The 15,070-nt window shown below is 68.2% G+C and carries 15 protein-coding genes and 1 tRNA gene; 9 read left to right on the top strand and 7 right to left on the bottom strand.

Annotation, left to right across the window (positions count from 1 at the left end; translation table 11 throughout):
• Window positions 1-1,701, bottom strand: a complete 1,701-nt coding sequence (locus OK015_RS28005) for an adenylate/guanylate cyclase domain-containing protein (protein ID WP_268128121.1) — start codon at window positions 1,699-1,701, stop codon at window positions 1-3.
• A gap of 70 nt (window positions 1,702-1,771) precedes the next feature.
• On the opposite strand from OK015_RS28005, the gene OK015_RS28000 reads away from it, so the two are divergent.
• From OK015_RS28000 to OK015_RS27985, 4 genes are all read left to right on the top strand, one after another.
• A complete protein-coding gene (locus tag OK015_RS28000) occupies window positions 1,772-2,989 on the top strand; it encodes a DNA polymerase III subunit delta' (protein WP_268128120.1) in 1,218 nt (405 codons plus the stop codon).
• Between the two features lie 55 nt (window positions 2,990-3,044).
• Window positions 3,045-3,120, top strand: a tRNA-Thr gene (locus tag OK015_RS27995).
• A gap of 76 nt (window positions 3,121-3,196) precedes the next feature.
• Complete coding sequence (locus tag OK015_RS27990; protein ID WP_268128119.1) at window positions 3,197-3,499, top strand: hypothetical protein; 303 nt, start codon at window positions 3,197-3,199, stop codon at window positions 3,497-3,499.
• A 59-nt stretch (window positions 3,500-3,558) separates the two neighbouring features.
• Window positions 3,559-3,945 carry a DUF3060 domain-containing protein gene (locus tag OK015_RS27985; RefSeq protein WP_268128118.1) on the top strand — a complete coding sequence of 129 codons (387 nt, stop codon included), beginning with the start codon at window positions 3,559-3,561 and terminating at the stop codon, window positions 3,943-3,945.
• Between the two features lie 11 nt (window positions 3,946-3,956).
• Here OK015_RS27985 and OK015_RS27980 read toward each other — a convergent pair whose 3' ends face one another.
• Window positions 3,957-5,747 (bottom strand): hypothetical protein, encoded by a 1,791-nt coding sequence (locus tag OK015_RS27980; protein ID WP_268128117.1) that lies wholly within the window; start codon window positions 5,745-5,747, stop codon window positions 3,957-3,959.
• Between the two features lie 32 nt (window positions 5,748-5,779).
• Here OK015_RS27980 and OK015_RS27975 point away from each other — a divergent pair, with 32 nt between their 5' ends.
• On the top strand, window positions 5,780-6,724 hold the full coding sequence (locus OK015_RS27975) for an SDR family NAD(P)-dependent oxidoreductase (protein ID WP_268128116.1): 945 nt from the start codon (window positions 5,780-5,782) through the stop codon (window positions 6,722-6,724).
• On the opposite strand, the gene OK015_RS27970 is transcribed toward OK015_RS27975, so the two are convergent.
• From OK015_RS27970 to OK015_RS27960, 3 genes are read right to left on the bottom strand one after another with little or no spacing between them, the layout of a single operon-like run.
• Window positions 6,721-7,062 (bottom strand): DUF2304 domain-containing protein, encoded by a 342-nt coding sequence (locus OK015_RS27970; protein ID WP_268133169.1) that lies wholly within the window; start codon window positions 7,060-7,062, stop codon window positions 6,721-6,723. The genes OK015_RS27975 and OK015_RS27970 overlap by 4 nt on opposite strands.
• A 13-nt stretch (window positions 7,063-7,075) precedes the next feature.
• The gene (locus tag OK015_RS27965; protein ID WP_268133168.1) at window positions 7,076-7,789 is read right to left on the bottom strand and encodes a glycosyltransferase family 2 protein; all 714 of its coding nucleotides are present in this window, start codon (window positions 7,787-7,789) and stop codon (window positions 7,076-7,078) included.
• A 2-nt stretch (window positions 7,790-7,791) separates the two neighbouring features.
• Entirely contained in the window at window positions 7,792-9,153 is a 1,362-nt protein-coding gene (locus tag OK015_RS27960; protein ID WP_268128115.1) for a hypothetical protein, read from the bottom strand.
• A 63-nt stretch (window positions 9,154-9,216) separates the two neighbouring features.
• Here OK015_RS27960 and OK015_RS27955 point away from each other — a divergent pair, with 63 nt between their 5' ends.
• The gene (locus tag OK015_RS27955) at window positions 9,217-10,299 is read left to right on the top strand and encodes a DUF475 domain-containing protein (RefSeq protein WP_268128114.1); all 1,083 of its coding nucleotides are present in this window, start codon (window positions 9,217-9,219) and stop codon (window positions 10,297-10,299) included.
• Window positions 10,300-10,308: 9 nt separating this feature from the next.
• Here OK015_RS27955 and OK015_RS27950 read toward each other — a convergent pair whose 3' ends face one another.
• Both OK015_RS27950 and OK015_RS27945 read right to left on the bottom strand, forming a co-directional pair.
• Window positions 10,309-11,010, bottom strand: a complete 702-nt coding sequence (locus OK015_RS27950; RefSeq protein ID WP_268128113.1) for a hypothetical protein — start codon at window positions 11,008-11,010, stop codon at window positions 10,309-10,311.
• Between the two features lie 58 nt (window positions 11,011-11,068).
• Window positions 11,069-11,557 (bottom strand): inorganic diphosphatase, encoded by a 489-nt coding sequence (locus OK015_RS27945; RefSeq protein ID WP_268128112.1) that lies wholly within the window; start codon window positions 11,555-11,557, stop codon window positions 11,069-11,071.
• A 125-nt stretch (window positions 11,558-11,682) separates the two neighbouring features.
• Between OK015_RS27945 and dacB the strand changes: the two genes are divergently transcribed.
• Genes dacB through tilS form a run of 3 tightly spaced genes read left to right on the top strand, consistent with a single transcriptional unit; the run spans window position 11,683 to window position 15,058 of the window.
• Window positions 11,683-13,068: a D-alanyl-D-alanine carboxypeptidase/D-alanyl-D-alanine endopeptidase gene (dacB, locus tag OK015_RS27940; protein ID WP_268128111.1), complete on the top strand. Its 1,386-nt coding sequence runs from the start codon at window positions 11,683-11,685 to the stop codon at window positions 13,066-13,068.
• Window positions 13,065-14,108 carry a zinc-dependent metalloprotease gene (locus OK015_RS27935; RefSeq protein ID WP_268128110.1) on the top strand — a complete coding sequence of 348 codons (1,044 nt, stop codon included), beginning with the start codon at window positions 13,065-13,067 and terminating at the stop codon, window positions 14,106-14,108. Before dacB ends, OK015_RS27935 begins: the two co-directional genes overlap by 4 nt.
• Window positions 14,087-15,058 (top strand): tRNA lysidine(34) synthetase TilS, encoded by a 972-nt coding sequence (gene tilS / locus OK015_RS27930; protein ID WP_268128109.1) that lies wholly within the window; start codon window positions 14,087-14,089, stop codon window positions 15,056-15,058. Before OK015_RS27935 ends, tilS begins: the two co-directional genes overlap by 22 nt.
• The last annotated feature ends 12 nt before the right edge of the window (window positions 15,059-15,070 follow it).

Raw genomic sequence — 15,070 nt, 5'->3', positions numbered from 1 at the left:
TCACATAATTTCGCTGGATACTTCTTGGGCAATGGGTCGCGGATTCGAAACCTCCGCGGGCGCAGCCAGATTCAACGGCCGGGCCAGCTGAGTGGGCGCGGCCCGACCGCGTAGCTCGACGACCTCGCCGACGTCCCAGCACAGGGCTTCGGCGTCCAGGGCGCCGCTGACCGCGATCGCCGACGCCAGCACGTGGCCGGCCTCGAGTTTGGCGAGCTCGGTCAGCCGCGCGGCCTCGTTGACCGGGTCGCCGATCACGGTGTACTCGAAGCGGGCCTGCGCGCCGATATGGCCGGCGATGGCCCGGCCGGACGACACCCCGATGCCGAACTCGGCCACGCCGATCACCGGGAGGAGTTCGTCGTGCAGCTCCCGGGCGGCCGCCAGCGCGCCACCGGAGGCGTCCGGATGTTCGATGGGTGCGCCGAAGATGGCCAGCGCGGCATCGCCCTGGAACTTGTTGACGAAGCCGCCGTGGCGGGCGACGGTGTCGACCACCACGCGGAAGAACTCGTTGAGCAGGTGGACCACCTCGGCGGGCGGCCGTGTGGCGGCCAGCTGGGTCGAGCCGACCAGGTCGACGAATAGCACCGCGACGTCGCGCTCCTGGCCGCCCAGCTCGGTGCCACGCTCCAGGGCCCGGCGGGCCACATCTTCGCCGACGTAGCGTCCGAACAGGTCGCGCAGCCGCTGCCGCTCGGACAGATCGCGGACCATGTCATTGAATCCCGCTTGCAACAGGCCCAGCTCGCTGGCGTCGTAGATCTGCATGTGCGCGTTGTAATTGCCGCGCTGCACCTCCGAGAGCGCCCAGCGCAGCTGGCGCAGCGGATCGGCGATCGACATGGCCACCAGCAGGGTGCTGATCAGCCCCACGCCCAGCGCCGTCAGGGCCAACAACAGGATGGGATTGAACAAACTCTCCGGCTCGGTGTGCAGCAGCGAAATCTTGTCGGCCACGACCGCGAGCACGATCGCCAACAGTGGCACCGCGGTGGACAGCATCCAGGTCAGGATCTGGCGCAGGATGACGCCCGGCGCCTTGACGTTCTCCGGCACCCCGCTGCGCAGGGCGGCGACCGCCACCGGCCGCAATACGCGCTCGGATTGCAGGTAGCCGATGATCGCGGTGGCCGCCGCCCCCAACGCGGTGGCGACCGTGACGACGGGCGCCGCGAACCTGGCCACCGACCAGCTGGCGACGACGAAGACCACCCCGCCGATGCACCAGTACACGACGGTGCTGACCGTGCGGTAGTACGGCATGCGCAGGGCCCGGCTGCGGGCCAGCTCGGTGGCGGCCGGATCGGCCTCGGCGAGCATGTTGTCGCGGCGCTGCCAGCGGAAAACCGGCAGCAGCAGTCGGAGATTGACCACGACACCGACCAGGAACAAGACGACCAACGAGCTGGCGAAGATCGCCAAGTTGAGCGTGGGCAGATCCTGCAGTTGAATACGATCCTGGGGCGGAAGGCCGTAACGCAGGAAGCCGAGCACGAACAGGGCGCCGATGATGTCGGCCTGCAGCATGCTCAGCGAGAACAGTGGCCATGGAGTGCGCACCACCCAGCGGACGAACCCGCTGATTCGCCCCGGCAGAGCACCCGGAGTTGCCACCAACCCACCGTATCGGTCAGCAGGGACTAGCCGGTAACCCTGATTTGCTTCGGCAAGTCGCCGGTTCCTGGCGAAATGGCGCAAAGATCACGGAATTGTCGCGATTCGGTTGCGGGTGGGTGGACGTCGGTTGGTCTCACTAGTGTTGCCGGTGATGTCCGGAGTGTTTACGCGGCTGGTAGGCCAAGACGCGGTGGAAGCCGAGCTGCTCGCCGCCGCCCGGGCCGCCCGTAGTGATCCCCGTCACAGCAATGTGGACCACGGGACTATGACACACGCCTGGCTTATAACGGGTCCGCCGGGTTCGGGCCGCTCGGTCGCCGCGCTGTGCTTCGCGGCGGCGCTGCAGTGCACATCTTCTCCCGAAGACGGGGGCCCCGGCTGCGGACAGTGCCGGGCCTGCACGACGACGATGGCCGGCACCCACGCCGATGTTCGGCGGGTGATTCCGGAAGGCTTGTCCATCGGCGTGGACGAGATGCGCGCCATCGTGCAGACCGCGTCGCGGCGCCCGACCACCGGGCACCGGCAGATCGTGGTGATCGAGGACGCCGATCGGTTGACCGAAGGTGCCGCCAACGCGCTGCTTAAGGTGGTCGAGGAACCGCCGCCGTCGACGGTGTTCCTGCTGTGTGCGCCGTCGGTGGATCCCGAGGACATCGCGGTCACGCTGCGCTCGCGGTGCCGGCACGTCGCGCTGGTGACCCCGTCGACCGAGTCCATCGCGCAGGTGCTGATCGACAGTGACGGCCTGACCGCCGACACCGCGAGCTGGGCGGCGTCGGTCAGCGGCGGTCATGTGGGGCGGGCGCGCCGGCTGGCGATCGATCCGGAGGCGCGGGAGCGCCGTGAGCGGGCGCTGGGACTGGTGCGCGACGCCGCGACCCCGGCGCGCGCCTACGCCGCCGCCGAAGAGTTGGTCGCCGCGGCCGAAACCGAGGCCGTCGTGCTGACCGCTGACCGGGCCGAGGCCGAGACCGAGGAGCTGCGGACCGCGCTGGGGGCCGGCGGCACCGGTAAGGGCACCGCCGGGGCCATGCGGGGCGCCACGGGCGCGATCAAGGACCTCGAGCGGCGGCAGAAGTCCCGCCAGACCAGGGCCTCGCGCGATGCGCTGGACCGGGCGCTGATCGACCTGGCGACCTACTTCCGCGACGCGCTGGTGGTCTCCGCGCAGGCGGACGGGGTGCGGGCCAACCACCCGGATATGGCCGAGCGGGTGGCGGCACTGGCCGCCCATGCCACGCCCGAGCGGCTGCTGCGCTGCATCGAAGCGGTGCTGGAGTGCCGCGAAGCGCTGGCGATCAACGTCAAGCCCAAGTTCGCCGTCGACGCGATGGTGGCGACCATCGGGCAGCAGCTGAGGGATTGAAGTTGGGCGCGCGCGGCCGCCTGCCGTAGACTCGTGCCGCCCGTCGTGCGGGTACGCCGCCTTAGCTCAGTCGGTAGAGCGATTCACTCGTAATGAATAGGTCGGGGGTTCGATTCCCCCAGGCGGCTCCATCGATTTCCCCAGTGAGTTGGGTCACCGTCCCCCCGGATTGGGCAGCCTTTTTATCGCTCGCTTGTTGTGGAGTGCATGAGCGAGGTCACTGCCAACGGGTACGCCAATTCCCACTTTCCAATCGGCGAGGCGGTCTGGATCGCGGCCGGAATCATCATCGTCCTGGCTTTCGGCGATGTGTTGCTGCTGTTGGCGCTCGTCGTGGCAATCGCGGCCACGGCCACGGCTTGGTGGACCTACCGCAGCGCGGGGCGTCGCACGCGAACACACGAAGCTGAGCTGGCGTCGGTGACTCAACTACGTCCGGCTTCGACGGTTCACCGCGACCTGAGGAAGACCTCGGCATCAGCGCGCTGGCACGGGCCCAACGCCGCTTAAAAACCAGGCAGCTATAAATTCCTCGCCAGCCAACTCCCGGCGATGGCATCGTCGATCCCATGACCGCGTCCATGTTTCGCGTGTTGGTGGCCATGTTTGCCGTTCTCGTTGGAAGTGCTTCTGCGCCAGGCAATATCGCGTGGGCCGACGCGGCGCCCGCCAAGATCGACAGCAGCTACTCTTTCCTGACGTATGAATGTGGGAATCAATCGCCCATCAGGATCGTGGGGCAGGACTCGACCATCACCCTTAATGGGTCGTGCGGCGAGGTCGACGTGAGCGGTGCGGCGAACACCGTGAACCTGCAAACCGTGGCCGTCATCAATGCCACCGGCGCCGGCAACCACATCACCTGGGAGAAAGGGCCCGCGGGCGGCGTCCCGCGGATCAACAATCCGGGGCACAACAACGACATCCATGGGCCGGGCGGCCTACAGCTCGGCTAAGACGGACGTGCTCAGGCCGGCGCCAGAAAACCCACCGGCCCCGAGGCGATGCACAGCGCCAGCGCGGTGGTGTTGGCGCGCACGGTGATCGTGTCGCCGGTCCCCGGCAGCCGGGCGTACACCCGGTTGAGGCCGGGGTGCACCGGGACCTTGACGCCGGGCCCCTCCGACAGCGATACGGTCATCGAGCCGTCGCTGTTGGCCAGATAGTTGAATTCGACGGTCCAGTCGGCGGGCAGCAGTGGCCCGTCGAGGACCATGCGTGCCGGGGTGTCCGGCTGGGCGAAATAGCCACACTGCGGCATCGGCCCGGGTTTGATGGTCCGAATCCAGGTGACCCTCGCCGGGATCAATCGCCCCGAACTGTCCAGCATGCGTAATAGCGTTGTCGCCGTGTCGAATTCCGGTCTGTCGCGCAGCAGGGCGAACATGTGGCTGGCCAGGTTCTCCGGGTAGGCCACCCGTTGCAGAATCAGCGGATCGACCTCCTGATCGAGCAGTGGCGCGGTCGAATTCGCCTGTGCCGCGGCCAAGCTGGATTGGACGTTGCGAAGGTAGGTCCGGGTGGGGTTATTGCGCCAGCTGGTCAAAAACGTCGCAGTCGAGTACAGACTGCTGGCCAGGAACAGCGCGGCCAAACCCGTTGTCACCATCGCGCGTTGCGGCGACGCGTCCAGCAGGCGAGCGCCAAACGGCCGATTCGGTGCACACAGCCCGACGGCGGCGAGCAGCGCCAGCACAACGACGAGATCCGGTAGGTAGCGCAGGGTTTGGGCGAGTTCCAGCGCGGTCAGCTTCGACGAGCGCATCAGATAGATCGGCACCTGACAGGCCACCGCGTAGCCGGCCGCGGTCAGCCACACCGGTCCGATGCGTTGTTTGCGGATCAACGACAGCGCCAGCACCGCGATCAGCGCCAGCCAGCCCAGCACCATCGCCGCCAGCGGGGGAGTGGCCCACGGGGACGCCGGCGCCCAACGGTCCCAATGCCACGGCCCGCCCGCCAGCCCCGGCACGATGCCGTGGGTGATGGACCGAGCCAGCAGCTCCCCGGTCATCGCGAGGTCGGAGCTCCAGCGCTGCTGGTTGACCACCGCCAGGTAGAGCGCCACCCACCCGACCGTCAGGATCAGCGACGCGACCCATAGCCGCAAGCCCCCACGCCAAGCCGTCAGCGGCGCGGACGGCTCACCGCGCACGTGGCAGAGCAGGGCCGCCACCGCGAACGCGACGAACGGGATCACCGCGGCTTTCTCGAAGAACAGCAACCCGCCCAGATAGACCAGCACGCCGGTCAGCGCGTAACGCCGGTTGCCGGTGCGCACCAGCAGCACCGCGTCAGCGCACACCCAGGCCAGCGCCGCCAGCATCGGCAGCGAGTTCAGCGCCGCAGCCCACCACGCGAACGCCGGCACCCCCAGCGGTGTGAAGAGCGCGAACGTCAACGGGATCAGCAGCACGCGCCGCCAGCCGAGGATCACATGCAGCGCGCGCAGCAGCGCCAGCGAGGCCAGCAGCTGCAGCACCAGCAGGCTGATCGCCGGCCCGGTCCAATCCAGCGGAGCCAGCCGGATCAGCGCGCCCGCGACCAGGAAGGCCGCCGGCATCACATGGCCGTCGTGGTCGTCGAACAGATACGACGGCGACAGCAGACCCTCGGTCCCGGCCTTCCCGATCAGAATCAGGTCGTCCCAGTAGAAGTAACCGCCGAACGCCAGCACCGCCCGTATCACCAGCGCGACCATGACCAGCGCGGTCGCCGCGAGGGCGACCCGCGGCATCCGGGTCATGACGGCGGGCATGGTTATTTCTTACCGGTCGGTATGGTGGGCCGGTGCGCGCACTGGTAACCGGGGCAGCCGGATTCATCGGGTCTACGCTGGTCGACCGCCTGCTGAGGGACGGCCATTCGGTCGTGAGCCTGGACAATTTCGCGACGGGCAAGGCAACCAACCTCGAGCACCTGGCCGAGAATTCCGCTCACGTCTTCGTCGAGGCCGACATCGTGACCGCGGACCTCGCCGCGGTTCTCGACGAGCATCGGCCTGAGGTGGTGTTCCACCTCGCGGCGCAGATCGACGTGCGCCGCTCGGTGACCGACCCGCAGTTCGACGCCTCGGTCAACGTCGTCGGCACGGTGCGACTGGCCGAGGCCGCCCGCCGCGCCGGGGTCCGCAAAGTCGTGCACACCTCGTCGGGCGGATCCATCTACGGCACACCGTCGCAAATCCCGACGCCCGAGACCGTGCCCACCGACCCCTGGTCGCCGTACGCCGCAGGCAAGGTGGCGGGCGAGATCTACCTGAACACGTTTCGGCACCTGTACGGCGTGGACTGCTCGCATATCGCGCCGGCCAACGTCTACGGCCCACGTCAGGACCCGCACGGCGAGGCGGGCGTGGTGGCGATCTTCGCCCAGGCACTGCTGTCGGGCAAACCCACCAAGGTGTTCGGGGACGGCGGCAAGACGCGCGATTACGTGTTTGTCGACGATGTGGTGGACGCCTTCGTCAAGGCCGCCGGGGAAGCCGGCAGTGCGCAGCGCTTCAACATCGGTACCGGAATAGAGACCTCAGACCGCCAACTGCACACGGCAGTGGCCAAAGCCGTTGGCGGACCTGATGATCCGGAGTTCCATCCGGATCGCCTCGGCGATCTCCAGCGGTCTTGCCTCGACACCAGTTCCGCGGCAGAGGTTTTGGGGTGGCGGCCGCAAGTCGAACTCGAAGAAGGCGTGCGTCGCACGGTCGAGTATTTCCGGACCGCCCACACCGGCTAGCTCGGTTCCGGCGCCTGCGCACCTGCCAGCGCGACGGCCCGGGCCAGGCGCGCGTAGCGCAACTCCAAGTCCTTGAACCGCATATACGTACTCAGCGTGGTGAAGCTGAACGCCATGATCAGCGCATAGAGCATCAGGTCGGTGCCGCGGCGCACCCCGAACCAGTTCGCAACCACGGTGGTGTCGTCGGGCCGCAACACGGCATAGATGCCGCCCAGCACGAACAAGACATAGCCGACCTTGACCCATGCCTTGGACCGTGAGCTCCTGCGAGACCGCAACAGATACACAAGCAGCCCCATGATCGATCCGATCAGCAGCACCTGGATCCAGTTCATCATTGAGTCCTTCTCATCTCGGAATCCGCCCGCGCAGGAACCCGTCGAAAATGATGTTGACACCGTTGAGCAGCGGCTGCCCTTTCGACTTCGAGTAGTCGGTGTAGAGCACCTCAACCGGCTGTTCGACCACCCGCCAATGGTTTTCGGCGACCAGCATGATGAATTCGTTGGCGTGGCTCATGCCGCTCATCGTGATGTTGAGCCCGTCGGCCACGGTTTTGTTGAACACTCGCAACCCGTTGTTGGTGTCAGTCAGGCCGAGCCGGCGACCGCGCGGGCTCAACCGCGCGGCGGTCTGCAGCACGATTCGTTTCAGTAATGGCGGGCGGCTGCTCTCCTGCCCGCCGAACCGCGTCCCGATGACGATGTCGACGTCTTCGGCGGCGAGCCGGTCGATCATCGCGGATACGTCTTTGACGCGATGCTGCCCGTCGGCGTCGAACGTCGCGAAGATCCGCGCCCCGGGCTGCTTGCGCGCGTACTCGACGCCGGTCTGAATGGCCGCACCCTGTCCCAGATTCACCGGGTGGCGCACCAGATGAGCCCCGGCCCGCCGCGCGATTTCACCCGTGTCGTCGGTGCTGCCGTCGTCGACACACACGATGTGGTCGAAGACCGAGCGCACATCGGCGATCACCTCACCGATGACCGTGGCTTCGTTGAAGGCGGGAATGATGATCCAGGCGCCTTGGTATTGCGTTTCAATGTCAACAAGGTTAGCCAGGATCAGCGGGTTAGGCGTCCGGCGCGCGCCAGCGCCACCAGGTGCACGCCGATTCCGACCAGCGGACCGCACAGCAGGGCGACCACGGTGCGGGTCTCCAGGGGCAGCGGCAGCCGCAGCAATAGGCCCGATGCCGCGGTGGCTCCGACCCACCCCAGCGAATACGCCCGGTGCAGGGCGGCCGCCACCACGGCGGCACCGGTCAGCGTCAGCATCCCGATCGCCACGGCGCCGGCCGTGAGCCATGCCAACAGGGCGGCGCTGGCGTCGTACTCGGTTCCGAAGGCGACCCGCAGCAGCCACGGACCGACCACGCCCGCCGTGAGCACCCCGACCGCTCCGATCCCGCCGATGACCCACGACGGCCCGATCAGCGCCCTGAGGCGGTTGGTGCGCTCGTCGACGAAATGGGCGATCAGATTGCCTTGCATGGCCATCAGGGGTACCAGCACGGGTGCGCGGGTCAACGTCACGGCGAGGATGACCACGCCACCTTGTGCCCCGAGCTCGGTCGAGGTCAGCCTGAGCAGCACCGGGAATCCCATCACCAGGATCGCGTTGGCGCCCGCCGCGGTGATCGAATGGGCGGTGCCGCGCAAGAACGTCACGGTGCTGCCGGGCGTGAGCAGACGGGCCGTCGCGCGGGCGGTGGGCGAGACCGCCAGCATGATCAGCCAGGCCACCGCTCCGGCCACACTCGCCCACAAGAACCCGGCCAGGCCCCAGCCGAGCGCGAACGTGGCCACGGCGACCGCCGCCCGGATGGCCGCGTCGGTCACCATCAGCGCGCCATATCGGGTCCACTGATCGGTACCGGCCAACATGCCCAACAGGGTGCAGTGGAGGCCGAAGCCGACAAGTCCGACACAGAGCAGCACCACCGATAACCAGCGCTCCTCCACGAACACCCAACCGCTCCATAACGGCGAGCTGGCCGCGACCACGATGGCTGCTGCTACCCCGACCATCGCGGCGACGCGGAGCGGGTGGGTGTGAGATTCGCCCGGTCCCGGCGGCACGTCGCGGTGGCGCGCTGCGCGGATCTCGCGGGTGGTCTCTTGCAGCAGCCCGTTGGCGGCTCCGGCGACCATGCCGGTCGCCCCCCAGAACACCCCGAGCACGGCGAAGCCGCTCGGAGCCAAGTCACGTGCGGCCAGGTACATCACCGCGTAGACGCACACCGCGCTGAGTGCGGTCGCCGCGCCTATCCGGGCCACACTGCCGCGCGTGATCGGCCCCGGCGCCGCCCCCGTGGCTCCGGCAGCTCCCACGGGAGATGCCGCGCCGCCGACTTCGGTCACCGGGGCGGCGCTTTCGACCCGCGGACCCGATGTTTCGCCACAATTTGAAAATAGTAAGCGCATCGGTATTGATCGCTGGCAACGGCGAGCGGCTTCGCTAATGTGGGCGGCTGTCAGGAAGGACCCATGGCCGCCGCTCGCATCTTCGGGATTTCGCTGTTAGTCACCGTGGCGGCCCTCGCCCTCGGATTCGCCCACGGTGGGCTCAACGCCTTGTTTCTTCTGGTGGCCCTCGGCGTCCTCGAGGTGTCGCTGTCCTTCGACAACGCGATCATCAACGCCGCCGTGCTGAAGCGGATGAGCAAGTTCTGGCGGCAGATGTTCCTGACGGTCGGGATCCTGATCGCCGTGTTCGGGATGCGACTTTTGTTCCCGTTGCTCATTGTGTGGGCGACCGCGGGCGTCGATCCGGTTCGCGCGCTCGAGCTGGCTCTCAACCCGCCGCCGCACGGCGCGCTGGAATTCCCGGACGGCTCGCCCAGCTACGAAAAGCTGGTCGCGTCGGCCCATCCGCAGATCGCGGCGTTCGGCGGGATATTTCTGCTGATGCTGTTCCTGGATTTCGTCGTCTATGACCGAGATATCAAGTGGCTCAAGTGGATTGAGGCCCCCTTCGCCCGCATCGGCCGCCTTGCCGAGGTTTCGGTGGTCGCCACCGCCCTGACGTTGGTCGGAGTCGGCCAATTGACCCACTCCAGCGATGAGCGTGCGACGGTGCTGACGGCCGGGCTGCTGGGCCTGGTGACGTATCTGATCGTCAACGGTTTGAGCCAGGCGTTCCGGCCGTCGGCCGTCGACGGTGCCGCATCGGCCTCCGCGCCGGTCCTGGCGACGGGCAAGGCCGGCTTGACGCTGTTCCTGTACCTCGAGGTGCTGGACGCGGCCTTCTCGTTCGACGGGGTCACCGGCGCCTTTGCGATCACGTCGGACCCGATCGTCATCGCCCTCGGCCTGGGGTTGATCGGCTCGATGTTCGTCCGGTCGATCACGATCTACCTGGTCCAGCAGCAGACGCTGGACCGCTACGTGTACCTGGAACACGGCGCGCACTGGGCGATCGGCGCGCTGTCGGTGATCATGCTGCTGTCCATCGAGCGCCGCTACCAGATCCCCGAGGTCGTCACCGCCTCGGTCGGCGTGGTCTTCATCGGAGCGGCGTTCGGGTGGAGCGTGCTGCGTAACAAGCGTGAGGCCGCGTCCACCGCCTGAAGCCGTCGGCTACGCCTCGATTTGTCCGGCGATGCGCCGTTCGATGGCGGCGCGGGCGGGAGCGGGCAGCACGATGAGGCCGTCGAGTTCCTTACCGGCCCGTGCGTAGGCATTCTGCCGCTCCTCACGGGTGGCTCCCTCGTCCTGCGCCAGGTGTAACAGGCTCTGGGCGCGGGCCAGCCGCTGCTGGTCGTGTTCGGAGAAGTCGCTGCGGCGCCGGCGAATTGCCTCAGTCTCGGCGATCTCGAACGCGCTGATGTATTCGTGGACGGCATCGCGGTAGTCCAGTCGGGCCACTCGATCGCCCACCAGCGCCGCCACGTCGTGGGGCCGTTCCGGCCGCAGCAGATCCGCGTGCCGTTTCGCCTTGTGGAAGGCGATGGTCAGCGGATCTCGCATGTTGGTCATCAGCGGGAAATCCAGCAATTTGGCGATGTCGACCTCGTACTCAAGCCATCGCGCATCCGTGCGATCGTGTGCCGCAATGAGTTTCGTGAGATCTCGCCGAGAGCTTTCCTCGTCGTCTTGCACCCGGCCGGACGCTTGAGCCACGGCGATCTTGGCCTGCTGTTTGAGCCGGTACCGTTCCAGCCGTCGCTCTGCCCGGCGCTCGTTGGCAGCGGTTACCGCCCTGATGCCAGTTCCGATCGCACCCGCGAACGGGAAGATCAGCCACCAGAAATTCGCGGCGAAATGCAGCACTGGGGTCACATCGCCAGGATGCCACCGAGAAACGGTGTGCGGGGTGGGCGCGGTTACGCCGCGAGCGTTAGTGCCCGCCCTCTTTGAACCGCGCGAAGGAGCGCTCCACCTCTGCCTCGGCTTCGGCGCGACCGACCCAGTCCGCCGCCTTGACGTACTTGCCCGGCTCCAAGGCCTTGTACTGGGAGAAGAAGTGTTTGATGACGTCCAATTCGTAGGCCGGCACGTCGCCGATGTCCTGGATGTGGTCCCAGCGGTGGTCGCCGGCCGGAACACACAACACCTTGGCGTCGCCGCCGGCCTCGTCGGTCATCTCGAACATTCCCACCGGCCGCGCCTCCACCAGCACTCCGGGGAACAGTGGCTGCGGCAGCAGCACCAGTGCGTCCAGCGGGTCGCCGTCCTCGCCGAGGGTGTCCTCGATAAACCCGTAATCGGTCGGGTAGACCATCGACGTGTACAGGTAGCGGTCCAGCTTCACCCGCCCCGTCTCGTGATCGACCTCGTACTTGTTCCGCTGGCCTTTCGGGATCTCAATGACCACGTCGAATTGCACTGTCTGAGCTCCTTTGAAGAGAAGTAAATCTGGGTGGACCGGGTAGGTCGGTTGCGTCGCGGATCACCCTAGTCGAGCGAGTTACGGCAGCTTCGGCAGAATGGGACCAAACAGTCAGGAGAGTGATGGGTCGTACTCGCTGGCGGAAATCCACCCAGGTGTTCATCGGATTGGCCGTGCTGGCGTTCGTCGGCGCCGTGGTGGCCGCGGCCACCTTCTTCACCACGGGTGGGCACGGTAGCGGCAACGCGCACGCTCCCGTACCGCCTCCGCGGGCACCGATCGTGAAGCCGGGAATGGTGCCCGTCGCCGACACCGCCGAGATGCCGTCGGCCGGTTCGCTGGCGGCCGTGCTGGGGCCGGTGGCCGCCGACCCCAATCTGGGCCGGCTCGGGGGCCGGATCACCGACGCCATCACCGGCAAAGAGCTCTGGCAGGTGGCCGACGACCTGCCGTTGGTGCCGGCGTCCACCAACAAGGTCCTGACCGCGGCCGCGGCGTTGCTGACGCTGGATCGTCAGGCCCGGATCAGCACCCGCGTCGTGGCCGGCAGTCAGAACGCGCAGGGACCGATCGTGCTGGTGGGTGCCGGTGATCCCACCCTGTCGGCGGCGCCGCCCGACGTCCCGACCTGGTACCGGGGTGCGCCACGGATCAGCGACCTGGTCGAGCAGATTCATCGCAGCGGCATGACGCCGACCACCGTGCAGGTGGATACGTCGGCGTTCAGCGGCCCGACGATGGCGCAGGGCTGGGATCCTTCCGACGTCGACAATGGCGACATCGCGCCGATCGAGTCGTTGATGATCGACGCCGGGCGCATCCAGCCCAGCACCGTGAACTCGCGGCGTTCCAAAACCCCGGCGCTGGACGCCGGGCGCGAGCTGGCCAAGGCCCTCGGCCTGGATCCGGCCGCCGTCACCATCGCGTCGGCCTCGTCCGGGGCGCGGCAGCTGGCGGTGGTGCAATCGGCGCCGTTGGTCCAGCGGCTCGGCGAGATGATGGATCACTCCGACAACGTCCTGGCCGAATGCATCGCCCGGGAGGTGGCGGCGGCGATCAACCGGCCACGCAGCTTCATGGGCGCGGTCGACGCGGTGACCAACCGACTGGGTACCGCCCATATCGATACCACCGGCGCCGCGCTGCTGGACTCCAGCGGGCTATCGGTCGACGATCGCCTGACGGCCAAGACCCTCGACGGCACGGTGCAGGCCGCCGCGGGGCCCGACCAGCCGTCGTTGCGGGCGCTGCTGGATCTGCTTCCGATCGCCGGCGGCAGCGGGACGCTGGCTGACCGCTTTATCGACCAGGCCACCAATCTGGGACCGGCCGGCTGGTTGCGCGCCAAGACCGGCTCGTTGACCGCCACCAACTCGCTGGTCGGAGTCGTCACCGACCGCAGCGGCCGCGTGCTCACGTTCGCGTTCCTCTCCAACGCCGCCGGCCCCAACGGGCGCAACGTGATGGACGCCCTGGCCACCCGGCTGTGGACCTGCGGGTGCACATGACCGGCTCACCCGACCTCACCCTGGGTACCGCCGTCGACTGGCGATTCGCGGCGACTGTCGGCACTCGGCTGGCCCGGCCCGGACCGCCGGCCAGCGACTACACCCGCCGTCAGGCGATCGACGAGCTGGCGAGTTCGTCGATGAAAGCCGAACCGCTGGTGCGTGACGTCACGGGCCTGGCCACCGACGGCGAGGTGCCGGCGGCGCGCATCATCGACCGCGCCGAGTGGGTTCGCGCGGCGGCGGACTCGATGCGGGTGATGACGAACGGCACCGAAAAGCCCCGGGGCTTTCTCACCGGCCGGCTCACCGGTGCGCAGACCGGCGCCGTGCTGGCGTTTGTGGCGTCCGGGATCCTCGGCCAGTACGACCCGTTCTTCGCCGACAAAGAGGGCTGCCTGCTGCTGGTCTACCCGAACATCATCGGGGTCGAGCGCCAGCTGCGAGTCGAGCCGGCCGATTTCCGGCTGTGGGTGTGCCTGCACGAGGTGACGCACCGGGTGCAGTTTTCAGCCAACCGCTGGTTGCCCGGTTACATGTCGGACGCGCTGGCGTTGTTGACCCGCGACGCGGGCGACGACATCGGGGAAGTGGCCGGCAGGCTCGCCCAATACGTCCGCAACCGCGGCGCGTCCGACGACGGCTCGGTGTCGGGGGTCGTCGGCCTGGTGCGCGCCGTCCAGTCCGAGCCGCAGCGCAAGGCGCTGGATCAGCTGCTGGTGCTCGGCACCTTGCTGGAGGGGCATGCCGACCACGTGATGGATGCCGTTGGACCCAAGGCGGTACCGTCGGTGGCCACCATCCGTGGTCGATTCGACGACCGCCGTCATCGCAAGCCGCCGCCGCTGCAGCGCTTGATGCGGGCCCTGCTGGGCCTGGACGCCAAGCTGAACCAGTACACCCGTGGCAAGGCGTTCGTCGACCACGTGGTGGACCGGGTCGGAATGGAGCGCTTCAACACCGTCTGGTCGGGCCCCGAAACGCTGCCGCTGCCCGCCGAGATCGAAGACCCCCAGCGATGGATCGACAGGGTCCTGTAGCGCGGCTGAGCGCGGCGCTCGAGGAGTTCGCGCGGACCCACCTCGAGGCCTGTTCGGGGGCCGGGGGCCAGTGGGCCGTGGCGCTCTCGGGCGGTCCGGACTCGCTGGCGCTCACCGCTGTTGCGGCCCGGCTGCGCCCCACCACCGCGGTGATCGTCGACCACGGCCTGCAGCCCGAATCCGCTGCCGTCGCCGAAACCGCGCGCGCCCAAGCCATCGAGTTGGGATGTGTTGAGGCACAAGTCATTTCCGTACAGGTTGGCGATGACGGCGGGCCGGAGGCAGCGGCCCGCGCGGCGCGCTACGGCGCGTTGAGCGCCTACCGCCACGAGCCGGTGCTGCTGGGCCACACCCTCGACGACCAAGCCGAGACGGTGCTGCTCGGTCTGGGCCGCGGCTCCGGGGCGCGCTCGATCGCCGGGATGCGCCCGCACGATCCGCCGTGGTGCCGGCCGTTGCTGGGTGTCCGGCGTGCCACCACCCATGCCGCGTGCCGCGAGCTGGGCCTGACGCCGTGGCAGGACCCGCACAACAGCGACCGCCGCTTCACCCGGACCCGGCTGCGCCACGAGGTGCTGCCGTTGCTCGAAGACGTGCTGGGCGGTGGCGTGGCCGAGGCGCTGGCGCGGACCGCGACGGCGCTGCGGGAGGACACCGAATTCATCGACACGCTCGCGGCCCAAGCGCTGCCCGGCGCGCAGGCCGACTCCGGGCTGCGCGCCCCAGCCCTGGCCGCCTTGCCCGACCCGCTACGACGCCGGGTGATCCGCGGCTGGTTGCTGGCCGGCGGGGCGAGGGGGCTGACCGACAAGCAGATCCGCGGGGTGGACCTGCTGGTCACCGCGTGGCGCGGACAGGGTGGGGTGGCGGTCGGATCCGACTTGCGCGGCGAGCGGCTGATCGCGGGGCGGCGCGGCGGCGTGCTCACCCTGCGCCGCGAACCGGTGTGAAAATTCGCAAAA

Origin of the sequence: Mycobacterium sp. Aquia_216, assembly GCF_026723865.1 — a bacterium.
GTDB lineage: Bacteria > Actinomycetota > Actinomycetes > Mycobacteriales > Mycobacteriaceae > Mycobacterium.
This window is presented reverse-complemented; position numbering and strand designations above follow the sequence as displayed.

Coding starts and splice junctions, on each gene's coding strand:
- OK015_RS27970 (WP_268133169.1), bottom strand. CDS start 7,062: ATGAACTGGATCCAGGTGCTGCTGATCGGATCGATCATGGGGCTGCTT.
- OK015_RS27955 (WP_268128114.1), top strand. CDS start 9,217: ATGGCCGCCGCTCGCATCTTCGGGATTTCGCTGTTAGTCACCGTGGCG.
- tilS (WP_268128109.1), top strand. CDS start 14,087: ATGGATCGACAGGGTCCTGTAGCGCGGCTGAGCGCGGCGCTCGAGGAG.
- OK015_RS27990 (WP_268128119.1), top strand. CDS start 3,197: ATGAGCGAGGTCACTGCCAACGGGTACGCCAATTCCCACTTTCCAATC.
- OK015_RS27980 (WP_268128117.1), bottom strand. CDS start 5,747: ATGCCCGCCGTCATGACCCGGATGCCGCGGGTCGCCCTCGCGGCGACC.
- OK015_RS27935 (WP_268128110.1), top strand. CDS start 13,065: ATGACCGGCTCACCCGACCTCACCCTGGGTACCGCCGTCGACTGGCGA.
- OK015_RS27960 (WP_268128115.1), bottom strand. CDS start 9,153: ATGCGCTTACTATTTTCAAATTGTGGCGAAACATCGGGTCCGCGGGTC.
- OK015_RS28000 (WP_268128120.1), top strand. CDS start 1,772: ATGTCCGGAGTGTTTACGCGGCTGGTAGGCCAAGACGCGGTGGAAGCC.
- dacB (WP_268128111.1), top strand. CDS start 11,683: ATGGGTCGTACTCGCTGGCGGAAATCCACCCAGGTGTTCATCGGATTG.
- OK015_RS27985 (WP_268128118.1), top strand. CDS start 3,559: ATGACCGCGTCCATGTTTCGCGTGTTGGTGGCCATGTTTGCCGTTCTC.